Annotated in this window: 18 protein-coding genes; 2 read left to right on the top strand and 16 right to left on the bottom strand. The window is 68.0% G+C overall.

Going from position 1 to position 15,955, the window contains the following annotated elements:
• Nucleotides 1-259 (bottom strand): alcohol dehydrogenase catalytic domain-containing protein (locus tag MVA01S_RS02815; RefSeq protein WP_435405972.1); only part of this gene is annotated, 259 nt, incomplete at its 3' end.
• A 135-nt stretch (nt 260-394) separates the two neighbouring features.
• On the opposite strand from MVA01S_RS02815, the gene MVA01S_RS31210 reads away from it, so the two are divergent.
• On the top strand, nt 395-538 hold the full coding sequence (locus MVA01S_RS31210; RefSeq protein WP_157895625.1) for a hypothetical protein: 144 nt from the start codon (nt 395-397) through the stop codon (nt 536-538).
• 7 nt (nt 539-545) lie between these two features.
• Here the strand turns inward: MVA01S_RS31210 and MVA01S_RS02810 are convergent, their stop codons facing one another.
• From MVA01S_RS02810 to MVA01S_RS02795, 4 genes are read right to left on the bottom strand one after another with little or no spacing between them, the layout of a single operon-like run.
• Nucleotides 546-1,508, bottom strand: coding sequence for a Gfo/Idh/MocA family protein (locus MVA01S_RS02810; RefSeq protein ID WP_003928390.1), 963 nt, complete (start codon nt 1,506-1,508; stop codon nt 546-548).
• Complete coding sequence (locus MVA01S_RS02805; protein ID WP_003928391.1) at nt 1,505-2,377, bottom strand: sugar phosphate isomerase/epimerase family protein; 873 nt, start codon at nt 2,375-2,377, stop codon at nt 1,505-1,507. Before MVA01S_RS02805 ends, MVA01S_RS02810 begins: the two co-directional genes overlap by 4 nt.
• Entirely contained in the window at nt 2,374-3,402 is a 1,029-nt protein-coding gene (locus MVA01S_RS02800; protein ID WP_003928392.1) for a Gfo/Idh/MocA family protein, read from the bottom strand. Before MVA01S_RS02800 ends, MVA01S_RS02805 begins: the two co-directional genes overlap by 4 nt.
• Entirely contained in the window at nt 3,399-4,565 is a 1,167-nt protein-coding gene (locus tag MVA01S_RS02795; RefSeq protein WP_003928393.1) for a phytanoyl-CoA dioxygenase family protein, read from the bottom strand. The genes MVA01S_RS02800 and MVA01S_RS02795 overlap by 4 nt, the downstream gene beginning before the upstream one ends.
• An 87-nt stretch (nt 4,566-4,652) precedes the next feature.
• Here MVA01S_RS02795 and MVA01S_RS02790 point away from each other — a divergent pair, with 87 nt between their 5' ends.
• Entirely contained in the window at nt 4,653-5,663 is a 1,011-nt protein-coding gene (locus MVA01S_RS02790) for a LacI family DNA-binding transcriptional regulator (RefSeq protein WP_003928394.1), read from the top strand.
• Here MVA01S_RS02790 and MVA01S_RS02785 read toward each other — a convergent pair.
• From MVA01S_RS02785 to MVA01S_RS02735, 11 genes are all read right to left on the bottom strand, one after another.
• Nucleotides 5,657-6,703, bottom strand: coding sequence for a formamidase (locus MVA01S_RS02785; protein WP_003928395.1), 1,047 nt, complete (start codon nt 6,701-6,703; stop codon nt 5,657-5,659). The genes MVA01S_RS02790 and MVA01S_RS02785 overlap by 7 nt on opposite strands.
• Entirely contained in the window at nt 6,700-7,329 is a 630-nt protein-coding gene (locus MVA01S_RS02780; RefSeq protein WP_003928396.1) for a flavin reductase family protein, read from the bottom strand. Before MVA01S_RS02780 ends, MVA01S_RS02785 begins: the two co-directional genes overlap by 4 nt.
• Nucleotides 7,326-7,943: a UbiX family flavin prenyltransferase gene (locus MVA01S_RS02775; RefSeq protein WP_040539731.1), complete on the bottom strand. Its 618-nt coding sequence runs from the start codon at nt 7,941-7,943 to the stop codon at nt 7,326-7,328. Before MVA01S_RS02775 ends, MVA01S_RS02780 begins: the two co-directional genes overlap by 4 nt.
• Nucleotides 7,940-8,440 carry a flavin reductase family protein gene (locus tag MVA01S_RS02770; RefSeq protein WP_003928398.1) on the bottom strand — a complete coding sequence of 167 codons (501 nt, stop codon included), beginning with the start codon at nt 8,438-8,440 and terminating at the stop codon, nt 7,940-7,942. Before MVA01S_RS02770 ends, MVA01S_RS02775 begins: the two co-directional genes overlap by 4 nt.
• A 145-nt stretch (nt 8,441-8,585) precedes the next feature.
• Nucleotides 8,586-9,992 (bottom strand): UbiD family decarboxylase, encoded by a 1,407-nt coding sequence (locus MVA01S_RS02765; protein WP_003928399.1) that lies wholly within the window; start codon nt 9,990-9,992, stop codon nt 8,586-8,588.
• 65 nt (nt 9,993-10,057) lie between these two features.
• Nucleotides 10,058-11,137, bottom strand: a complete 1,080-nt coding sequence (locus MVA01S_RS02760; protein WP_003928400.1) for an ABC transporter substrate-binding protein — start codon at nt 11,135-11,137, stop codon at nt 10,058-10,060.
• A gap of 72 nt (nt 11,138-11,209) precedes the next feature.
• Nucleotides 11,210-11,968 carry an ABC transporter permease gene (locus tag MVA01S_RS02755; protein WP_003928401.1) on the bottom strand — a complete coding sequence of 253 codons (759 nt, stop codon included), beginning with the start codon at nt 11,966-11,968 and terminating at the stop codon, nt 11,210-11,212.
• Entirely contained in the window at nt 11,968-12,804 is an 837-nt protein-coding gene (locus MVA01S_RS02750; protein ID WP_003928402.1) for an ABC transporter permease, read from the bottom strand. Before MVA01S_RS02750 ends, MVA01S_RS02755 begins: the two co-directional genes overlap by 1 nt.
• Nucleotides 12,801-13,631 (bottom strand): ABC transporter ATP-binding protein, encoded by an 831-nt coding sequence (locus MVA01S_RS02745; protein WP_051015188.1) that lies wholly within the window; start codon nt 13,629-13,631, stop codon nt 12,801-12,803. The genes MVA01S_RS02750 and MVA01S_RS02745 overlap by 4 nt, the downstream gene beginning before the upstream one ends.
• Nucleotides 13,628-14,908, bottom strand: coding sequence for an FAD-dependent monooxygenase (locus MVA01S_RS02740; RefSeq protein ID WP_003928404.1), 1,281 nt, complete (start codon nt 14,906-14,908; stop codon nt 13,628-13,630). The genes MVA01S_RS02745 and MVA01S_RS02740 overlap by 4 nt, the downstream gene beginning before the upstream one ends.
• Nucleotides 14,905-15,954 (bottom strand): 2,5-dihydroxypyridine 5,6-dioxygenase NicX family protein, encoded by a 1,050-nt coding sequence (locus MVA01S_RS02735; RefSeq protein WP_003928405.1) that lies wholly within the window; start codon nt 15,952-15,954, stop codon nt 14,905-14,907. The genes MVA01S_RS02740 and MVA01S_RS02735 overlap by 4 nt, the downstream gene beginning before the upstream one ends.
• Nucleotide 15,955 lies beyond the last annotated feature (1 nt).

Raw genomic sequence — 15,955 nt, 5'->3', positions numbered from 1 at the left:
CGGCCGCGTCGAAGGTCACGACGCGGGTGCCCACGGGCGGCCCGCTGCCGTCGGCGGCGGCCCGGGCCACCACGCCTGCGGCATCCCAGCCGGGCACCTCACCGGGCTTGCGGGCGTGCTCGATCCAGTGGATCTCGCCGAAGTTCAACGCGAACGCGTGCACGTCGACGACCACCTGATCGGGGCCCGGGTCGGGCTCGGGAACCTCGCCGAAGTCCAGGTTTGCGGGGGCGCCGGGGGCATAGACGACAGCACGCATAACTGCGGCCAACCGGCAGTGCGGCCCGGTTATTCCTGGCGTCATCGGCAGCCGCACCGAGCGTTCACGGTCTCGACATGGTGTCGGCACCGGTCTCGGTGGGCCGTCCACACGCCGACGCGGCACAATGGCGTCATGGACAGTGATCGCGAACCCCGGGCACATGCGCCGGCTTGGCGTGACCCGATGTCGGCGGGCTGGCGCGCGCACCGCGGACTGCTGATGTTGCGGCTGCGGTGGCACGAGCGGCGTACGGCCGGCGCCGACCAGCAGGACTGACGTCGGGTCAGCGAGGCTGCATGCCCGCGGCGCGGTAGGCCTCGTCGATCAGAGCCATGTTCGCGACGGCGTCTGCGGTGTCGAGCGGAAGCGGGGCGCCGTCGAGGACGTGGGCGGCGAATGCCTCGAGTTGGTAGGTGTACGTCGTACGGGTGCCGTGGTGTTCGACGGTGGTGCCCTCTTCGGTGTGCACGGTCAATCTGTCGTCGCCGTGGGGCTTCACGAAGTCGTGTACGAAAGCTTCTCCGCGCGTGCCGATCAGCCGCAGGGTGAACGAATACTCGTCCTCGACCATCGAATTCGCCGTGAGGCCGGTCACCCCGGACGGGAACACGAGTTCCGCGTCGAACCGCTCGTCGATGCCCGGACTGCGTTGCACCGCGGTCGCCGACACCACCGACGGAGTACCGAACCGGCGCAGGGCGTGCAGCCCGTAGCAGCCGAGGTCCATCAACGCGCCACCGGCGAGGTCCAGTGACCAGCGTGGATCCTCGGGCTGCGGTTCGGGCATGCCCATCCGGACCTCGACGCGGGTCAGCTCACCGAGCGTGCCGTCACCGGCCAGCGCCAGTGCACGCTGGTTGATCGGGTGGAACAGGTAATGGAATCCCTCCATCACCGTGACCCCCGCCGCGTCGGCCGCGGCGGCGACCCGCGCCGCTTCGGTCCGGTCGCGGGCGAACGGTTTCTCCGTCAGGACCGGTTTCCCGGCCGCCACCGCGGCCAGGTTCCACGGCGCGTGCAACGCGTTGGCCAGCGGGTTGTAGACGACGTCGACCTCGGGGTCGGTCACCACATCCTGGTAGGAGGCCAGCACCCGTTCCACGCCGTACTTGTCGGCGAACACCTGCGCGCGCAATGGATCCCGTGCCGCGACGGCGACCAGTCGGTGCCCGAGTGCGGCGGCGGGCTCGACGATCGCCGACGCCGCGATACGCGACGCACCGAGGATTCCGATCCGCAGGCTCACGACGACACGCCGGCAGCCGCATCCTGCAGGAAGGCGACGCTGGCGAGCACGTCCGCCAGTGGGCCCTCGTCCTCGGGCTCACGATCGAGGATGTTGTCCTGCTCCATCACGTACCACCCGTCGAAGCCGCTGTCCTCCAACGCTTTCACGATCCCCGCGATGTCGACGTCGCCGGCGCCCAGCGGGACGTACATGCCCGCGGCGACCGCCTGGGTGTAGGTCATCTCGCCGGAGCGCACCTTGGCGGCCAGACCGGCGTCGACGTCTTTGAGGTGGGCGTGTCTGATCCGCTCGGGCACTTCCCGGGTCAGCGCCAACGGATCGGTCCCGCCGATCAGCAGGTGGCCGGTGTCCAGGCACAGCGGGATCCGGGACCCCGACAGCACCCGGTCCACCTCGGCGCGGGTCTCCACCATGGTGCCGACGTGCGGATGCAGCACGGCGGTCAATCCGCGCTCGGCGACGATGCCTGCCAGCCGGTCCAAGTTGGAAAGCACAGTGGCCCACTGGTGCTCGTCGAGGGTCGGGCGGGCGTCGTAGCCGTCCAGGCCGGTGGCCGCGGCCAGCACCACGACGCCGGCGCCGGCGGCGACCAGCGACTCCAGCGGACCGGCGAGATCCTCGGCCGGGTCGTGGTCGTCGCGGTAGAGCACCACCGGCACGAATCCGCCCACGCACGCGAGCCCGTAGCCGTCGAGCAGCTCCACGAGTTCCCCGGTGTCGGTGGGCAGGAAGCCCTCCGGCCCGAGCTCGGTCGCTGTCAGCCCGGCCTGACGCATCTCGGTCAGCACGCGGTCGGAGCTGAGCTGGTAGCCCCAGCCGGGAACCTCACACACTCCCCAGGAAATCGGCGCACCGGCGATCTTCACTTCTGCGCCTCCTTTCGAACCGACTCGATGCTGACCGGGACGCCCCGGCGCAGCGACTCGGTGGCGGCCTCGGCGATCCAGGCGACCTCGACCGCGTCGGCGACGGTGGCGCCCTGAATCGGTCCGCCCCGAACAACATTCACGAATGCGCCGAGCTCGGCGCGGAAGGCGTCGGTGAACCGGTCCATGAAGAAGTGGTGCGGTGTGCCGGAGGGGAATCCGGAAGGACCGGTGTTGGCCGGGTCGACGTTGCGCACCGGCGCGCCCTGATCCCAGCCGGCCACGACGGTGTCGTCGAAGCCGTGGACCTCCAAGCGGCAGTCGTATCCGCGCCCGTTGTAGCGCGCCGCGGACACAACACCCAGCGCGCCGCCGTCGAAACGGGCCACGACCGCCGCGGTGTCGACGTCGCCGTACTCGGTGAACAGCGGATCGCCCTGCACGCTGCCGGTGGCGTAGACCTCGACGACGTTCTGCCCGGTGATCCAGCGGATTACGTCGAAGTCGTGGACCGCGCAGTCACGGAAGATGCCGCCGGAGCCCTTGATGTAGTCCATGGCCGGGGGAGCGGGGTCCATCGTGGTGCTGCGGACCGTGGTCAGCGCACCGAGGGATCCGTTGTCGACGGCCTGCTTGACGGCCGCGAACGCGGCGTCGAACCGGCGCTGGTAGCCCACCTGCACCGGCACCCCGGAGCGGACGATGAGCTCGGCCATGCGGGCGCTTTCGGCGGCGCTGGAGGCGATCGGCTTCTCGCAGAATGTCGGCAGGCCACGCTCGACCGCGGCGAGCGTCAGCTCCGCGTGCGCCGGGGTGGCGGCCGCGACCACCACGCCGTCGACACCGGAGGCCAGCAGCTTGTCCACCGACTCTGCCGGGGTGGCACCGTATTTCGCGGCGACCTCACTGACCACCTCGGGACGCTCGTCGGTGATCACGAGCCCGGACACCTCCGGCAGGTTGGTCAGGGTCTCGGCGTGGAAGGCGCCGATGCGGCCGAGGCCGATGAGACCGAGGGTGGTCATGGGATTCTCCGTTCGTTCTGTGCGTGAAGCGCGACGTCGAGTTCTTCGTCGGTGAGGTTGCGGGCCAGCGCGTCCAGGACGGTGTCGACCTGGCTGGGCGGTGCCAGGCTGCCGATCGGCTGGTCGCTGTCGAGGTTGGTGGGAAACGCATAGCCCTCGGCGGTGGCTACCACGACGTTCTCCACGTCGCGCCGGGACCTGCCCGCAGCCTGCATGGCCCTGAGCGCGGGGTAGACGGCGCGCACCATCGCGGTGCGGTCGACCGCCTCCATCGCCCGGCCGAACGGCGAGCTGATCTGCATGAGGTTCGCGATCCGCCGGATGCCGCTGGAGGAGTTCGTTCCCGCACCGTGATACAGGGCCGGGTTGAAGAACACCGCGTCGCCCTTGCGCAGGGGCAGCTGCACGTGGTGCGCGGCGAAGTAGTCGATGAACTCCGGTCGGTTGAACGCGAGGTAGCCGCCGGCGAACCGTTGGGAGTGGGGCAGCAGCATGGTCGGGCCGCTCTCGACGGGCATGTCGCAGTGCGCCACCGCGCCCTGCAGGGTCAGGGCCGGCGACGTGCGGTGCACGTGCGCCGGGTAGGCGGCCAGATGCTCTTCGGGAACGAAGCCGAGGTGGTAGTCGCGGTGCGGAACCTGAGCTTTGCCACCGGGATTGACGACATTGACCTGCGAGGTGACCTGGTAGCGCGGGCCCAGCCAGGCTTGGCAGACGAGCGCCAGGGCGTCGTTGGCGTAGTAGTCGGCGAACACCTGCGGATCGTGCAGCGCCAGCTTCTGGGCAGCATTCCAGATCCGGTCGTTGGCGCCGGGCGTGCCGAAGTGGTCGCCCGCGGACTGTCCCGCCGCGCGCTGCGCCTCGATCAGCGCGAAGAACGCGTCACTGGCGCGATCGACCACCGCGGTGTCGAACGCCTCGGTGAATACCACGACGCCGGGCCCGTCTGCCAGCGCGTGGATCAGCTCCGCCTGCAGAGCGTGCCGGTCGGCGGTGTGGGCCATCGCCGGTGCGGAGTAGACGAGCACGTTGTCCCGCACGTCGGCGGCGTGCGGATAGTCGGACACGTCGGTGTCGCGTTCGACCTCGCGACGGAACCGGCCCAGGTCGAAGTCCGACTCACCCAGCCACGGGGTGGTCGCGGTGTTGAGCGGGGCTGCCATGGCGCCTAGTCTTGCTGTGATCGGCACCGCAATCAACGGCATAAATCCATCAAAAACACCTCACGATCGGCCGCGGAAGGAGCGCCCGTGCCGCACCGCTACAAGGTCCGCGAGATCGCCCAGCAGGCCGGATTGAGCGAAGCGACCGTCGACCGCGTGCTACACCAGCGGCCCGGAGTGCGCGCGAACACCGTGGCCGAGGTACAGCAGGCGATCGCCGACCTCGACAAGCAGCGGGCGCAGCTGCGGCTCAACGGACGGCGCTACCTGATCGACGTGGTGATGCAGACCCCACAGCGGTTCTCCGACGCGTTCCGGGCCGCCGTCGAGGCCGAGCTTCCGGCCTTCGCACCGGCGATGCTGCGCGCCCGGTTCCACCTGTGGGAGTCCGGTTCCACCGCGCAGATGGTGGCCGCCCTGGACGGCATCCGCGGCAGTCACGGCGTGGTGCTGAAGGCGCAGGACGACCCCGCGGTCGCCGAAGCCGTCGACCGCCTGGTCGACTCCGGCGTGCCGGTGGTCACCTACACCACCGACATCCCGTCGAGCGCGCGGTGCGGCTACGTGGGCATCGACAATCACGGCGCCGGCGTCACCGCCGCCTACCTGATGCACCAGTGGCTGGGTGAGTCTCCGTCCGACGTGCTGATCACCCTGAGCGGCACGGTGTTTCGCGGGGAGGGCGAACGCGAGGTCGGGTTCCGGTCGGCGCTGCGGGCATCCGGGCGCGCGATCGTCGAGGTCAGCGACAGCGACGGCATCGACGCCACCAACGAACGCCTGGTCCTGGAGGCGCTGGAGGCCAACCCGGGTGTGCGGGCCGTGTACTCGGTGGGCGGAGGCAACGTGGCCACGGTCGCGGCGTTCGACAAAGTGGGGCGACCCTGCAAGGTCTTCATCGCTCACGACCTCGACGCCGACAACCGGCGCCTGCTGCGCGACGGCCGGATCTCGGCGGTCCTGCACAACGATCTGCGCGCCGACGCCCGCCTCGCGCTACGGATGATCCTGCAGGAGCGCGGCGCGCTCCCGGAGGAACCCGTACGGCCGGTGCCGATTCAGGTGGTCACGCCCTACAACATCCCGGCACATCACTGACGCGGTCGCGGCGCCGACCTGAGACCCGCCCGCGCCGTGTCGACCGTGCCGGTGGGGGGCCGCGGCGGTCCGTAACCTTCTCCGGTGCCGTCGGTCACCCGCACCTCGTCCTCCCACGGCAGCCGGTAACGGCCCGCGGCGAGATCGTGCATGTAGGTGTAGGGGGCGTCGGTGGCGCCACCGGCCACCGCGGTGAAGCCGCGATGGCCCAGTTGGTAGATGTTGTTCTCCACGCCCCATTCGCGGCGGGCCCGGTCCGAACGGGCCGGATCGATGGCGGCGGTGACGATCCGGTCGGCCGAGGCGTCGCCGCGCACCAGGATCGTCCCGTCGACGTCGCAGACCATGGCTTCGCCCATCGAGGCGAAACCGTTGCCGTCGTCGCCGGCCAGGCACACCGACGCGGTGAAGGCGAGGTTGCAGAAAGCGTTGGCCTCGTTGGTGATACGCCAGGACTGGCGGAGTCCGAACTTGTAGCCTGCGGGCCGCAACAGCAGGTTCGCCCCGCGGTAGCAGGCTTCCCGCGCCATCTCGGGGAACATCCCGTCATGGCAGATCAGTACCCCGAGGACCGAGCCCTTGGGGCCTGCGCACACGGGAACACCGAGATCGCCGGGTTCCCAGGGTTCTTTCGGTGTCCACGGATGTAGTTTGCGGATCTTGAGAGCGATTTCACCGGCGGCGTCCACGATCAGCGCGGTGTTGAACGGTGCCCCCCGGTCGTTGCTCTCCATCACGCTGAACAGCGCCCACGTCCCGGTCTCGGCGCATGCTGCCCGGAGCAGGTCGACCTCGGGCCCGTCGATGCGGCACATCAGCGCGTCGTCCGACCACGAGTCCTTGCGCAGCCCGTGGAGCCCGTACTCGGGGAAGACCAGCAGGTCCAGAGAGGCCATCGAAGCCTTGGCCTCCCGCAACGCCGATGCGGTGCGCTCGGCCGCCGCGGTCACGTCGGCCCTGGTGCGGACCCGCGGGATCTGCTGTTGGACCAGACCGAGCACCAGATCCCCGGGCCCGGCGTTGAGCCCCTCCAGGTTCACCGCGGCGCGCCCGGCTGCATCTGCGGCACGCGGTTCATCTCGGTGGTGAAGTACGGTCCGGCCAGCCGGCCCAGGAAGCCGGTCTCCTCGATGTGCATGGCCTCGTCGAGCAGCTGGCGGCGCGAGGTCACCGCCAGCACCCGGGCCACGATCACCACATCGGTGCCGACCGGAACCTCATGGGAAAGGACACATTCCAGGCTGAACAGCGCACCGTCAACCGATTCGGGCCGGACCAACCTGGATGCGACGGTGGGGACGTCGGCGAGGTCGAACTCGTCGACGTCGGGATCGACGGTCGCCGACGATCCTGCGACCGAGTCGGCCTGACCGGCAGCGGGGATGTTCACCACGAGCTCACGGGTGGCCCGGATGTTGGCGAGCGTGTCCTTGATCCCGCCGATCGTGCCCAGGCGTTCACCGATCGAGAACATCACCGACACCGGAGTGCGGGAGGCGACGGTGAAGAAGCTGAACGGCGCGAGGTTTCGCACCCCACCGGGTGAGATCGTCGACACCCACGCGATGGGGCGGGGCTGGACGCACGCCGAGATCAACTTGTAGGCGGCATCGGGCTCCATCCGGTCGGGCAGGAAATGCTGGCCGTGCAGAGATTGCAGCGTCATGCTCGTCTGCCTTCCTGAGTCAACATCACCGGCGCGTCGTTCTCGATGCCGGACCAACGGGTGATCGAGGGCCCCTGAACGCCGATCAGGTCGAGGGCCCGCACGACGGTGAAGTCAACCATGTCCCGGATGCTCTGCGGGTGCGCATAGAGCGCGGGCACCGGGGGCATCACCACGGCGCCGGCCTCGGTGACCTGTGTCATCAGACGCAGATGGCCGATGTGCAAGGGTGTTTCGCGTAGCAGGAGGACCAGGCGCCTGCGTTCCTTGAGCATCACGTCCGCAGCCCGCACGATGAGGTTGTCGGCGTAGCTGTTGGCGATCCCCGACATTGTCTTGACGCTGCACGGGGCGACCAGCATGCCGTCGGCGTGGAAGGATCCGCTGGCGATGCTGGCTCCGAGGTTGGAATCGCTGTGGCACACGTCGGCGTGGTCGGCCAGGTCGGCCGAGGTCATGTCCAGTTCGGACTTGATGGTCGCGCGTGCCCCCTTGGAGACCACGAGATGGGTCTCGACGTCGTCGACGTCGCGCAGCAGCTCGAGGGTGCGCAGACCGTAGAGGGCGCCACTGGCCCCGGTCACCCCGACCACTATCCGCTTGCGTCTGCTCATCGGTCCGTCTCCGTCGTCGGTGCGGTCCCCGCCGGGACCCCCTGGCCGCTCACCCACACCAGAGGTGGCTCCTGACTGCATATCTCACTGTGCTCGACCCGGCACATCATCATCTGATAACCGCCGAACGGGACCACCGAGTCGAGCGTGCACGCGAACCAGGCGACGGCCCCGGACAGCACCGGAACGCCGTTGCCGAACGTCCATGCGACACCGTCGAACCTGCGCGCCGACGTGTCGACCCGTCTGGCGAAGGCACCCACGAGGGGCCGTGCCCGCTCACCCAGCACGTTCACCCCGAGCCGCCCGGTCGCGACGATCACGGGCAGCGTCGACGACCCCGCCGACACCGGCACCGCGAGCCATCCGGGGTTACGCGGCTCGCCCCAGACGCTTCCGGTGAAACCCGCCGGGTCGGCCTCGGTGCCCGACGTGATCACCGCGGTGGCGATCGGGATGACGTCGAGCACCTCGGCCTTGGTTCCGGCGTCGGTCATTCCGAGATGGCCGCAGCCGCCGTCACCACGAATTTTCCTCGACACGAGGGGCATTCGAGCTGGACATCGGTGCGATGCCGCAGCGAGCTGTCCACCGGGTATCGGCAGTCACACGTGGGGCAGTTGACCCAGAAGATCCGTTCCATCAGATTCCTTCCACATAGTCTTCGAGCCGGATACGGTCCAGCGCGTCGGCGGGCACCCGGTTCTGCTCCGGCATGGCCCGGTCGAGCGGCCGGGTCGCGTCGATGAGCACTTTGCGGTAGCCCATCGCGGTGGTGAACACGGTGGGGATGTTCTTGATCATGTCGATGTCGCGGTCCGGGTCGGTGTAGACCATCGCCGCCCACAGGACGTCCTCCTCGTTGAAGACGTCGATGTTGGCGTCGACGATCACGACGAACTGGAACGTCCACGACTCCTGCAGTGCCGCCAGCGCAACCGCTTTGGCCTGACCTTCGGAGGACTTGTCGATCGAGATGTAACACGCCAGCCGTCCGCAGCCCGAGTAAGGCATGTGGACGGCGTTGATGATCGGGCCGAACCGGTCGGTCAGCGTGTTGAACAGCGAGCCTTCCTTCGGGATCTGGCCCACCGTCATGTGATCGCGGTGCCCGGCGAACACGTCCTGCAGGATCGGCGCCGCCCGGTGGGTGATCGCGGTGATGTCCATGACCGGTCGCAGTGTCTGGGCCTGGTATTGACGGGTGATGTCGCCGAACGGGTCGCAGATCATCCTGACCCCCGGGGGCACCACACCTTCGATCACGATCTCGGCGTCGGCCGGGATCATGAAGTCCTCACCCCAGGTCTGGGACGGCACCACCCGCAGGGGTTCGTCGAGAAACGCCCCGATGGTGCGGTAGTCGTCGTTGCGGTACGGGGTGAGTCCCATGCTGCCGAGGTAAAACGCCGGGTGGTGGCCCAGGATCGCGACGATGGGCATCGGCTCGTTGCGGTCCTCGTAGATCTTCAGCGCGCGCAGCGAATCGGTGGAGTGGATGGTGATCCGCAACCGCGACTTGGACTCGAAGTCGTAGAACGCCTTGATGAACGCGACGTTGTAGGCCCCGGAGTCGGGGTCGCGCACGGCAAGGGTCATCGTCAGGCAAGGACCGTAGTCGCCGTCGGAGTGCGAGACTATCGGCAGCTTCCGCGTGTCGATCTCGTCCCCGGTCAGCACAACCTCTCGGACCGGGGCGTCGGCCGGGTCGATCACCAGCGGATCGATCCCGCCGCGACTGCGCTCGGCGAAGAACATCGACAACGGCATCTGCGCCTGCTTGGGGTCGAACCCGAGGGCCTTCGCGCAGCGTTCCCGGGTCGCGAAGACGTTCATCGCGACGGGGATGGTGCACGGCCTTCCCTCGACGTCCTCGGTGGACTCGAACAGGGCCATCGGGCGTAAGCCGCGGCGGTCCAACTTCTCCAATATCGCCGTGCAGTCGAAGTTCTGGGGGCTCACTGGCTTGGTGACGCGTACCAGGTCGCCGTCACCGTCGGCGTCGAGCGCAGCGATGAACTGTCGTAAATCTTTCGGGCCGTTGGCCACGGTGCCTTCTCCTCAGGATTTTGGGGGTCACGGTGACCGGCGAGGGGGCCGGCCACCGTGACCTGTCACTGTTGGGCGTTGATGAGTTCCATCGCCTTCTCGGCGGGCCGGATGTCGACGATGTCCTCGTACTTGAGGTTCAGCGCGGACTCATTGAGCTGTCCGGCCTTGACGGCGATCGCCAGATCGGTTTCCACCGTGGGCTCCGACAGAGTCTCGATGTCGATCGGCCAGACGCCGAATTCCTTGGCGCGCGACCAGTTCACCTCAAGGGTCTCGGCCGCCGGATCCGGGTCCATCGCCTCGTTGGACCACTCGGTGTATGCGGCGATGTCGTCGATGGCCACCTCGTTGGCCTCCAGCACTGACGCGCAGAACGCCGCCGCGCGGTCCTGGTTGTTGTCCAGCCACTCCTTGGTCGCTGCGTACACGAAGCCGACCGAGTCCATGTCCTCGGCCACGACGCTGAGCGTGTGGACGTCGTCGCGCTGTTTCTGCAGCTGCGCGAGTTCGAACGGATCGAGCACCGCGACCTGGGCCTCGCCGGAGGCCAGCGCGGCCAGACGCAGGCCGCCGTCCTCGAGGATCTGCACGTTGGGCAGGTCGGCCACCACGATGTCGAGCCCCTTGCTGGCGAAGACGTGATTGAAGACGTGGTCGACGAGACCGCCCGGGCTGTCCACGGCCACCGACACATTCGGGTCGGTCACCTGCTCGATCGTGGTGACGTCGCCGGTGCCGACGACCTCGTCGGTCAGCACGCCCTGGATGGGGCAGAAGAGCCGGATGTTGTGGCCCTCCTGGATCGTCTTGACGAACGCGGTGAAGGAACCGGTGACGACCTCGGCGCGATTGGACAGCAGCAGCTGCACCGCTGTCGCGTGCGAGGACAGCTCGGTGATGTCGTCCCTCTTCTGGTCGAGCCCGAACATCTCACCGAATCGCCAGGGACCCTGGGACTGCGGCACGTAGGCATCACCTGAGGTACTCCAGGCCACCTTGACCGAGCGGAGCTTGCCGCTGTCGTCGGACTGGCCCTGGGGCTGGCTGCCCGAACAGGCGACGAGGGTGGTGGCCAGGGCCACCGCACCGGTGGTGACCACCCATGCTCTGGTGCGGGGGGATCGGTTCGAGGACACGGTCATGGTCTTCCTAACTGGTTGGTGGTAGCGGAGTTTCGATGCGCGGGGGCGGACACCTGTGTTCGCCTGCGGTCCTCAAGCGGCTCTCCAGGCCAGCAGCCGTACTTCGCCTGCCTTGGCGAGCGACATCACCGCGGCGCCCAGCACGGTCAGGACCAGGACGGCGGCGTACAGGTTGTCCAGCTGGAAGCTGCTGCCTGCGGAGATCATGTAGAGGCCCATGCCTTCGGCCCGGAGGAACAGGTCGGCGATGAGCGCGCCCTGGATGCTGCGGCCCACCGACATCCGCATCCCGGTCAGGATGTAGGGCCCGGACCACGGGATCAGGATGCGGAACATCATCGCCCGGGGCGTGACCTCGAACGCGCGGGCCATCTCGAGCACCTCGTCGGGTACCTCGCGCAGGCCGGCCGCGGTGTTGATGATGACGATGAAGATGCAGAACAGGACCGTGAAGGCGATCTTGGCACCGGTGCCCATGCCGAAGTAGATCGAGATGACAGGCACGAGCATCACCAGAGGGGCGGCGAAGCCGATCTTGACCAGCGGGTCCAGCACGGCGTTCCAGGCCTCGTAGTGACCCATCAGCGCGCCGATGAAAACGCCGAGGGCGGAACCGACCACGACGCCGACGAGGGCGATCAGCAGGGTCTGGCCCGCCGCCTGTGGCAGCGCGCCGTTGACGGTCTCGTGCCAGGTTGCCGCCAGGATCTCGGAGGGCGGAAGCAGCCAGAACAGGCCGCCGTAGGTGCCCGCGAGCTGCCAGACGATCAGCGCCACGGCGACCGCACCGCATGAGATCGCCATCCGCCCGGTCTTGGTGTCGAGGTTCATCACAGCCCTCCCGCTTTGGTCGTGCCGTGCATCAGCCTGGTTTCGACCAGGTACAGCATCTTGTCGGCGAGTAGGGCGACAGCGATCACCAGGATGGCGAGCGCGAAGTACAGGTCGAGTTCGCGCAGGGCGCCGAACTGCCGCAACAGATGCCCGGTGCCGATGGAGATCCACAACTCGGCGATGACCATCCCTTTGATCGCCATCCCGAGTCCCAGCCGGACGCCGGCCACCACGAACGGTGCGGCGGCGGGCAGATAGATCCGGGTGTACATCCGCCACCGGTTGGTGCAGAACGCGTTGGCCATCTCCGACAGCGAGCCTTCGACGTAACGCACCCCCGCGGCGGTGTTCATGATCGGGAAGAACACCGCGAAGAACACCACGACCGCGACCAGGTACCCCAACTGTGCGCCGAAGATGATGATCAACAGCGGAAGCAGCGACTCCTTGCTGGTGACATACAGCGCGTTGACGAACGGGGTCAGCGCGGCGTCGATGGTCTTGGAGGCACCCATCAACGCGCCCAGCGGGATCGCGATCACCAGCGACAGCGTGAAGCCGATGACCAACTGCTGGATGCTGATGCCCAGCGTGGTGATGTAGCCCTGCTCGAACAGCTTGGGCATCGCCGCGAAGACTTCCGGGATGGTCGGCAGGAAGAACGGGCCCTTGATCATGGCAGTCACCTGCCAGGCGCCCAGCAGTGCACCGTAGGCCACCACTCGCAGCCAGAAGTGCTTGCGGCGCTTTGACATCGGTTTGCGTTCCCGCCCGGGGCGGGTACCGTCGGCGCCCGGCGGTTGCGGCGCGTGCGCGACTTCGGTGGTGGTCATTCGCCGTCCTGGCCGATCGCGCCGGTCATGTGCAGGCACTTGAGGACTTCGCCCTTGAGTTTGGCGAATTCGGGCAGTGCGCGGATCTCCGGATTACGCGGTCGGGGAAGGTCGACGTCGAAGATCTCGCTGATCCGGCCCGGCCGGGCACTCATCACGATGACCCGGTCGGCGAGGTAGAGCGCCTCCTCGATGTCGTGGGTGACGAAGACGACGGTCTTGTTGTCGCGTTCCCAGAGGTTGAGCAACTCTTCCTGCAGCTTCATCCGGGTCAGGTCGTCGACGGCGCCGAAGGGCTCGTCCATCAACAGGATCTTGGGGTCGATGGCGAGGGCCCGGATCAGCCCCACCCGCTGCTGCATCCCCCCGGACAGCTGGGCCGGGTAGTGCTCCTCGAAACCTTCCAGGCCCACGATCTTCATCCATCGCTGGGCGGTCTGCCTGCGCTTGTCCTTGGGCACACCGAGGTTCTCCAGACCGAACTCGACGTTGGCCAGCACCGATCGCCAAGGCAGCAGGTTGTACTTCTGGAACACGAATCCGACGTCCAGGGTGGGCTTTTCGACGACCTTGTCGTTGATCAGAACCCGGCCGGCGTCGGGCTTCTGCAGGCCGTCGATGATCCTCAGCAGCGTCGACTTGCCGCAGCCGCTCGGCCCGACGATGCAGCAGAACGTTCCGGGTTCGATGGTCAGACTGAAGTCTTCGAGCGCCTGCACCCGTCCCGAGCGTTTGGTCTCGAACGCCAGGCTGACGTTTTCGATGTCGACGCGGGCGGCCTGGTTCACGGTACCCCCGGACAATGATGAATCGAGTTGCGTTGTCATGAACGGCCTTTCGCAAGGGTGTCGGCGGTCGGTTGCGGATCTCCGGCCAACGGGGTCCCTCGGTAGATCCAGTCGAAGGTCACATCGGACTCGGCATGTTTGGCCTTGAAGCGTTCGTCCCTGGCCTGTTGGTCGGGCCCGTCGGGCAGGTGGAACAGGTCGCGGTTGCCCAGCGCGCCCTTCTGCACCACGCCCGCGTGCTCGGCGCGGCGATCCTGATAGCGCTGCAGTGCCGCGGGTATCGCGTGCCGGTCGGTGCCTCCGAGTTCCTCAGCCAGCACGGCAGCGTCCTCGATGGCCTGCGAGGCGCCCTGCGAGAAGTAGGGGAGCATCGCGTGGCAGGCGTCGCCCAGCAGCGCGATCGATCCTTTCACCCAGTTGGTATGGGGTGTCTGGTAATTCAGCGCCCAGCCGATGACAGTGTCCTCGGACTTGGCGAGCAACGCGCCGACGGTCTCGTCCCAGCCGGTGTAGGCGCTTCGCATCGATTCGGCCGGCTCCTCGGTCCGGCCGGCCGCATCGACCTCGGGTGTCACCGGCACGACGGCGACGACGTTGAGCGCCGTGAAATCGCGGATCGGGTAGACGACGAGGTGATGGTCGTGGCCGAGCCAGAAGTTCGCGGCGGGCCGGTCGAGCAGCCAGGCCGTCCGCGGATCGGCACCGGCGCGGTCGCCCCGGATCAGCGTCCGGTACGCCATGTCTCCGCTGGAGAGTATCTCGGTGGGCGCATCGACGGCGTCGCGGACACACGACTTGATGCCGTCGGCCCCGATCACCACGTCGGCGTCGAATCGCCTGCCGTCGGCGGTGATCACCGCGGGGCGTGCGGGATCGGAGTCGTCGACCTCGGTCACCCGGGAGTCGGTGTGCACGGTGGCGGGGCTGCCGGGGCGGTCCGGGTCGGTGGCGGCGCGGTGGAGTACGGCGTGCAGGTCGGCCCGGTGCAGATGCCAGTAGGGCGCGCCGAAGTCTGCGATCGCGGAGTCGCCGAGTTCGGTGCGGGCGAGCAGACTGCCGTCCTCCCACCGGCGCCGGATGGACTCCTGGGTGACCAGCACATGCGGGTTGATCGCATCGGCAAGGCCGAGCCGCAGGATGATCCGTGACGCGTTCGGTCCGATCTGGAGGCCGGTTCCCACCTCGCCGAGCTCCGGTGCCTGCTCCAGCACGGTCACCTGCAGCCCCGCCGCGCGCAGCGTGCAGGCGGCGCTCAGGCCGCCGATACCGGCGCCGACGACCAGTGCCTGCGTCGGGTGGTCCGTTGCGCGGGTCACGCGGAGACCTCGATGTCGCCGTCGACCAGGTGGCCGTCGACCACGACGGCGTGGCCGTCGAGCTCGATCGTGCACCCGCGCATCGCGATGTCGAGGTGGGCGTAGGAATCCCGGCCGAGGAAGGGATGCGGGCCGGTGGACCAGAGGAAGTTGCCGGCGTAGGCGCGGGCGTCCATCCCCATGATCTCGTGCTTGGAGTACATGGCGGTGGCGAACCAGTCGGCGGATTTCATCAGCCCCCAGCCCATGTGGCTGAGGTAGCGGGCCCACTTGTCGTTCGAGTCGACGAAGTACTGCTCGAGCATGGCGGCGTCCCCTGCGCCGGAGACCTTTTCGATGTGGCCGGCCACGACGGTCAGATGGATGTCGGTACGGATGTACTCCTTGAACGGCAGCAGAATGTCGCCGGGGGAGAGCACGATGGTGCCCTCGCTGATCTGCGGCCAGCACAGCATCATGGTCGAGGGCCAGTGGTCCCAGCGTCCGGGGTCGTCGGCGAATCCGGTCTGGAAGCCGGGATGGCAGTCGGCCATGTCGACGGTGAGGTTCGTGCCCGCCGCAGAGGTGACGAGCATTGTCGTGGCCGCCCGGGCCGCGTCGACGGCCGCGAGCGCCCTGGCCTTGTCGCCCTCGGCCGGCAGGTTGCGGATGAGCACCTCGGGCGCGTCGCAGATGAAGATGATGCGCGTGCCGCAGTCGAGGATCGACTGCTGGGCAGGGGCGTGGATGAAGCCCTCCCGGGTGAGGTCGACAACCAGGTCGGCGTTCTTCAACAGTTCCTGGGCGACGGTGTCTTCCAACACCGACACCAGGCCCGGTCCTGCGCCGGTGTGGGTGGACGGTGTCGGTGCCGCGGAGCCGCCGGGAACGACCGCGGAGATCACATGCGCACCCAGGGATCTGGCCGCCGCGAACGACGCCGCGACGTAGTCGGACCGGCTGCTGGGCTCGGAGAGGATCACGACGTGCTCGCCGGCCCTCACCTTGCACAGCTCCAGTTCCTTGCGGAACGGCTCGATCAGGTCGACACCTTCAAAGTCGATCATG

The sequence above is a fragment of the Mycolicibacterium vaccae NBRC 14118 = CIP 105934 genome, assembly GCF_001552715.1.
Lineage (GTDB): Bacteria > Actinomycetota > Actinomycetes > Mycobacteriales > Mycobacteriaceae > Mycobacterium > Mycobacterium vaccae.
This window is presented reverse-complemented; position numbering and strand designations above follow the sequence as displayed.

Coding starts and splice junctions, on each gene's coding strand:
- MVA01S_RS31210 (WP_157895625.1), top strand. CDS start 395: ATGGACAGTGATCGCGAACCCCGGGCACATGCGCCGGCTTGGCGTGAC.
- MVA01S_RS02800 (WP_003928392.1), bottom strand. CDS start 3,402: ATGACCACCCTCGGTCTCATCGGCCTCGGCCGCATCGGCGCCTTCCAC.
- MVA01S_RS02795 (WP_003928393.1), bottom strand. CDS start 4,565: ATGGCAGCCCCGCTCAACACCGCGACCACCCCGTGGCTGGGTGAGTCG.
- MVA01S_RS02780 (WP_003928396.1), bottom strand. CDS start 7,329: ATGACGCTGCAATCTCTGCACGGCCAGCATTTCCTGCCCGACCGGATG.
- MVA01S_RS02775 (WP_040539731.1), bottom strand. CDS start 7,943: ATGAGCAGACGCAAGCGGATAGTGGTCGGGGTGACCGGGGCCAGTGGC.
- MVA01S_RS02770 (WP_003928398.1), bottom strand. CDS start 8,440: ATGACCGACGCCGGAACCAAGGCCGAGGTGCTCGACGTCATCCCGATC.
- MVA01S_RS02760 (WP_003928400.1), bottom strand. CDS start 11,137: ATGACCGTGTCCTCGAACCGATCCCCCCGCACCAGAGCATGGGTGGTC.
- MVA01S_RS02755 (WP_003928401.1), bottom strand. CDS start 11,968: ATGAACCTCGACACCAAGACCGGGCGGATGGCGATCTCATGCGGTGCG.
- MVA01S_RS02750 (WP_003928402.1), bottom strand. CDS start 12,804: ATGACCACCACCGAAGTCGCGCACGCGCCGCAACCGCCGGGCGCCGAC.
- MVA01S_RS02745 (WP_051015188.1), bottom strand. CDS start 13,631: ATGACAACGCAACTCGATTCATCATTGTCCGGGGGTACCGTGAACCAG.
- MVA01S_RS02735 (WP_003928405.1), bottom strand. CDS start 15,954: ATGATCGACTTTGAAGGTGTCGACCTGATCGAGCCGTTCCGCAAGGAA.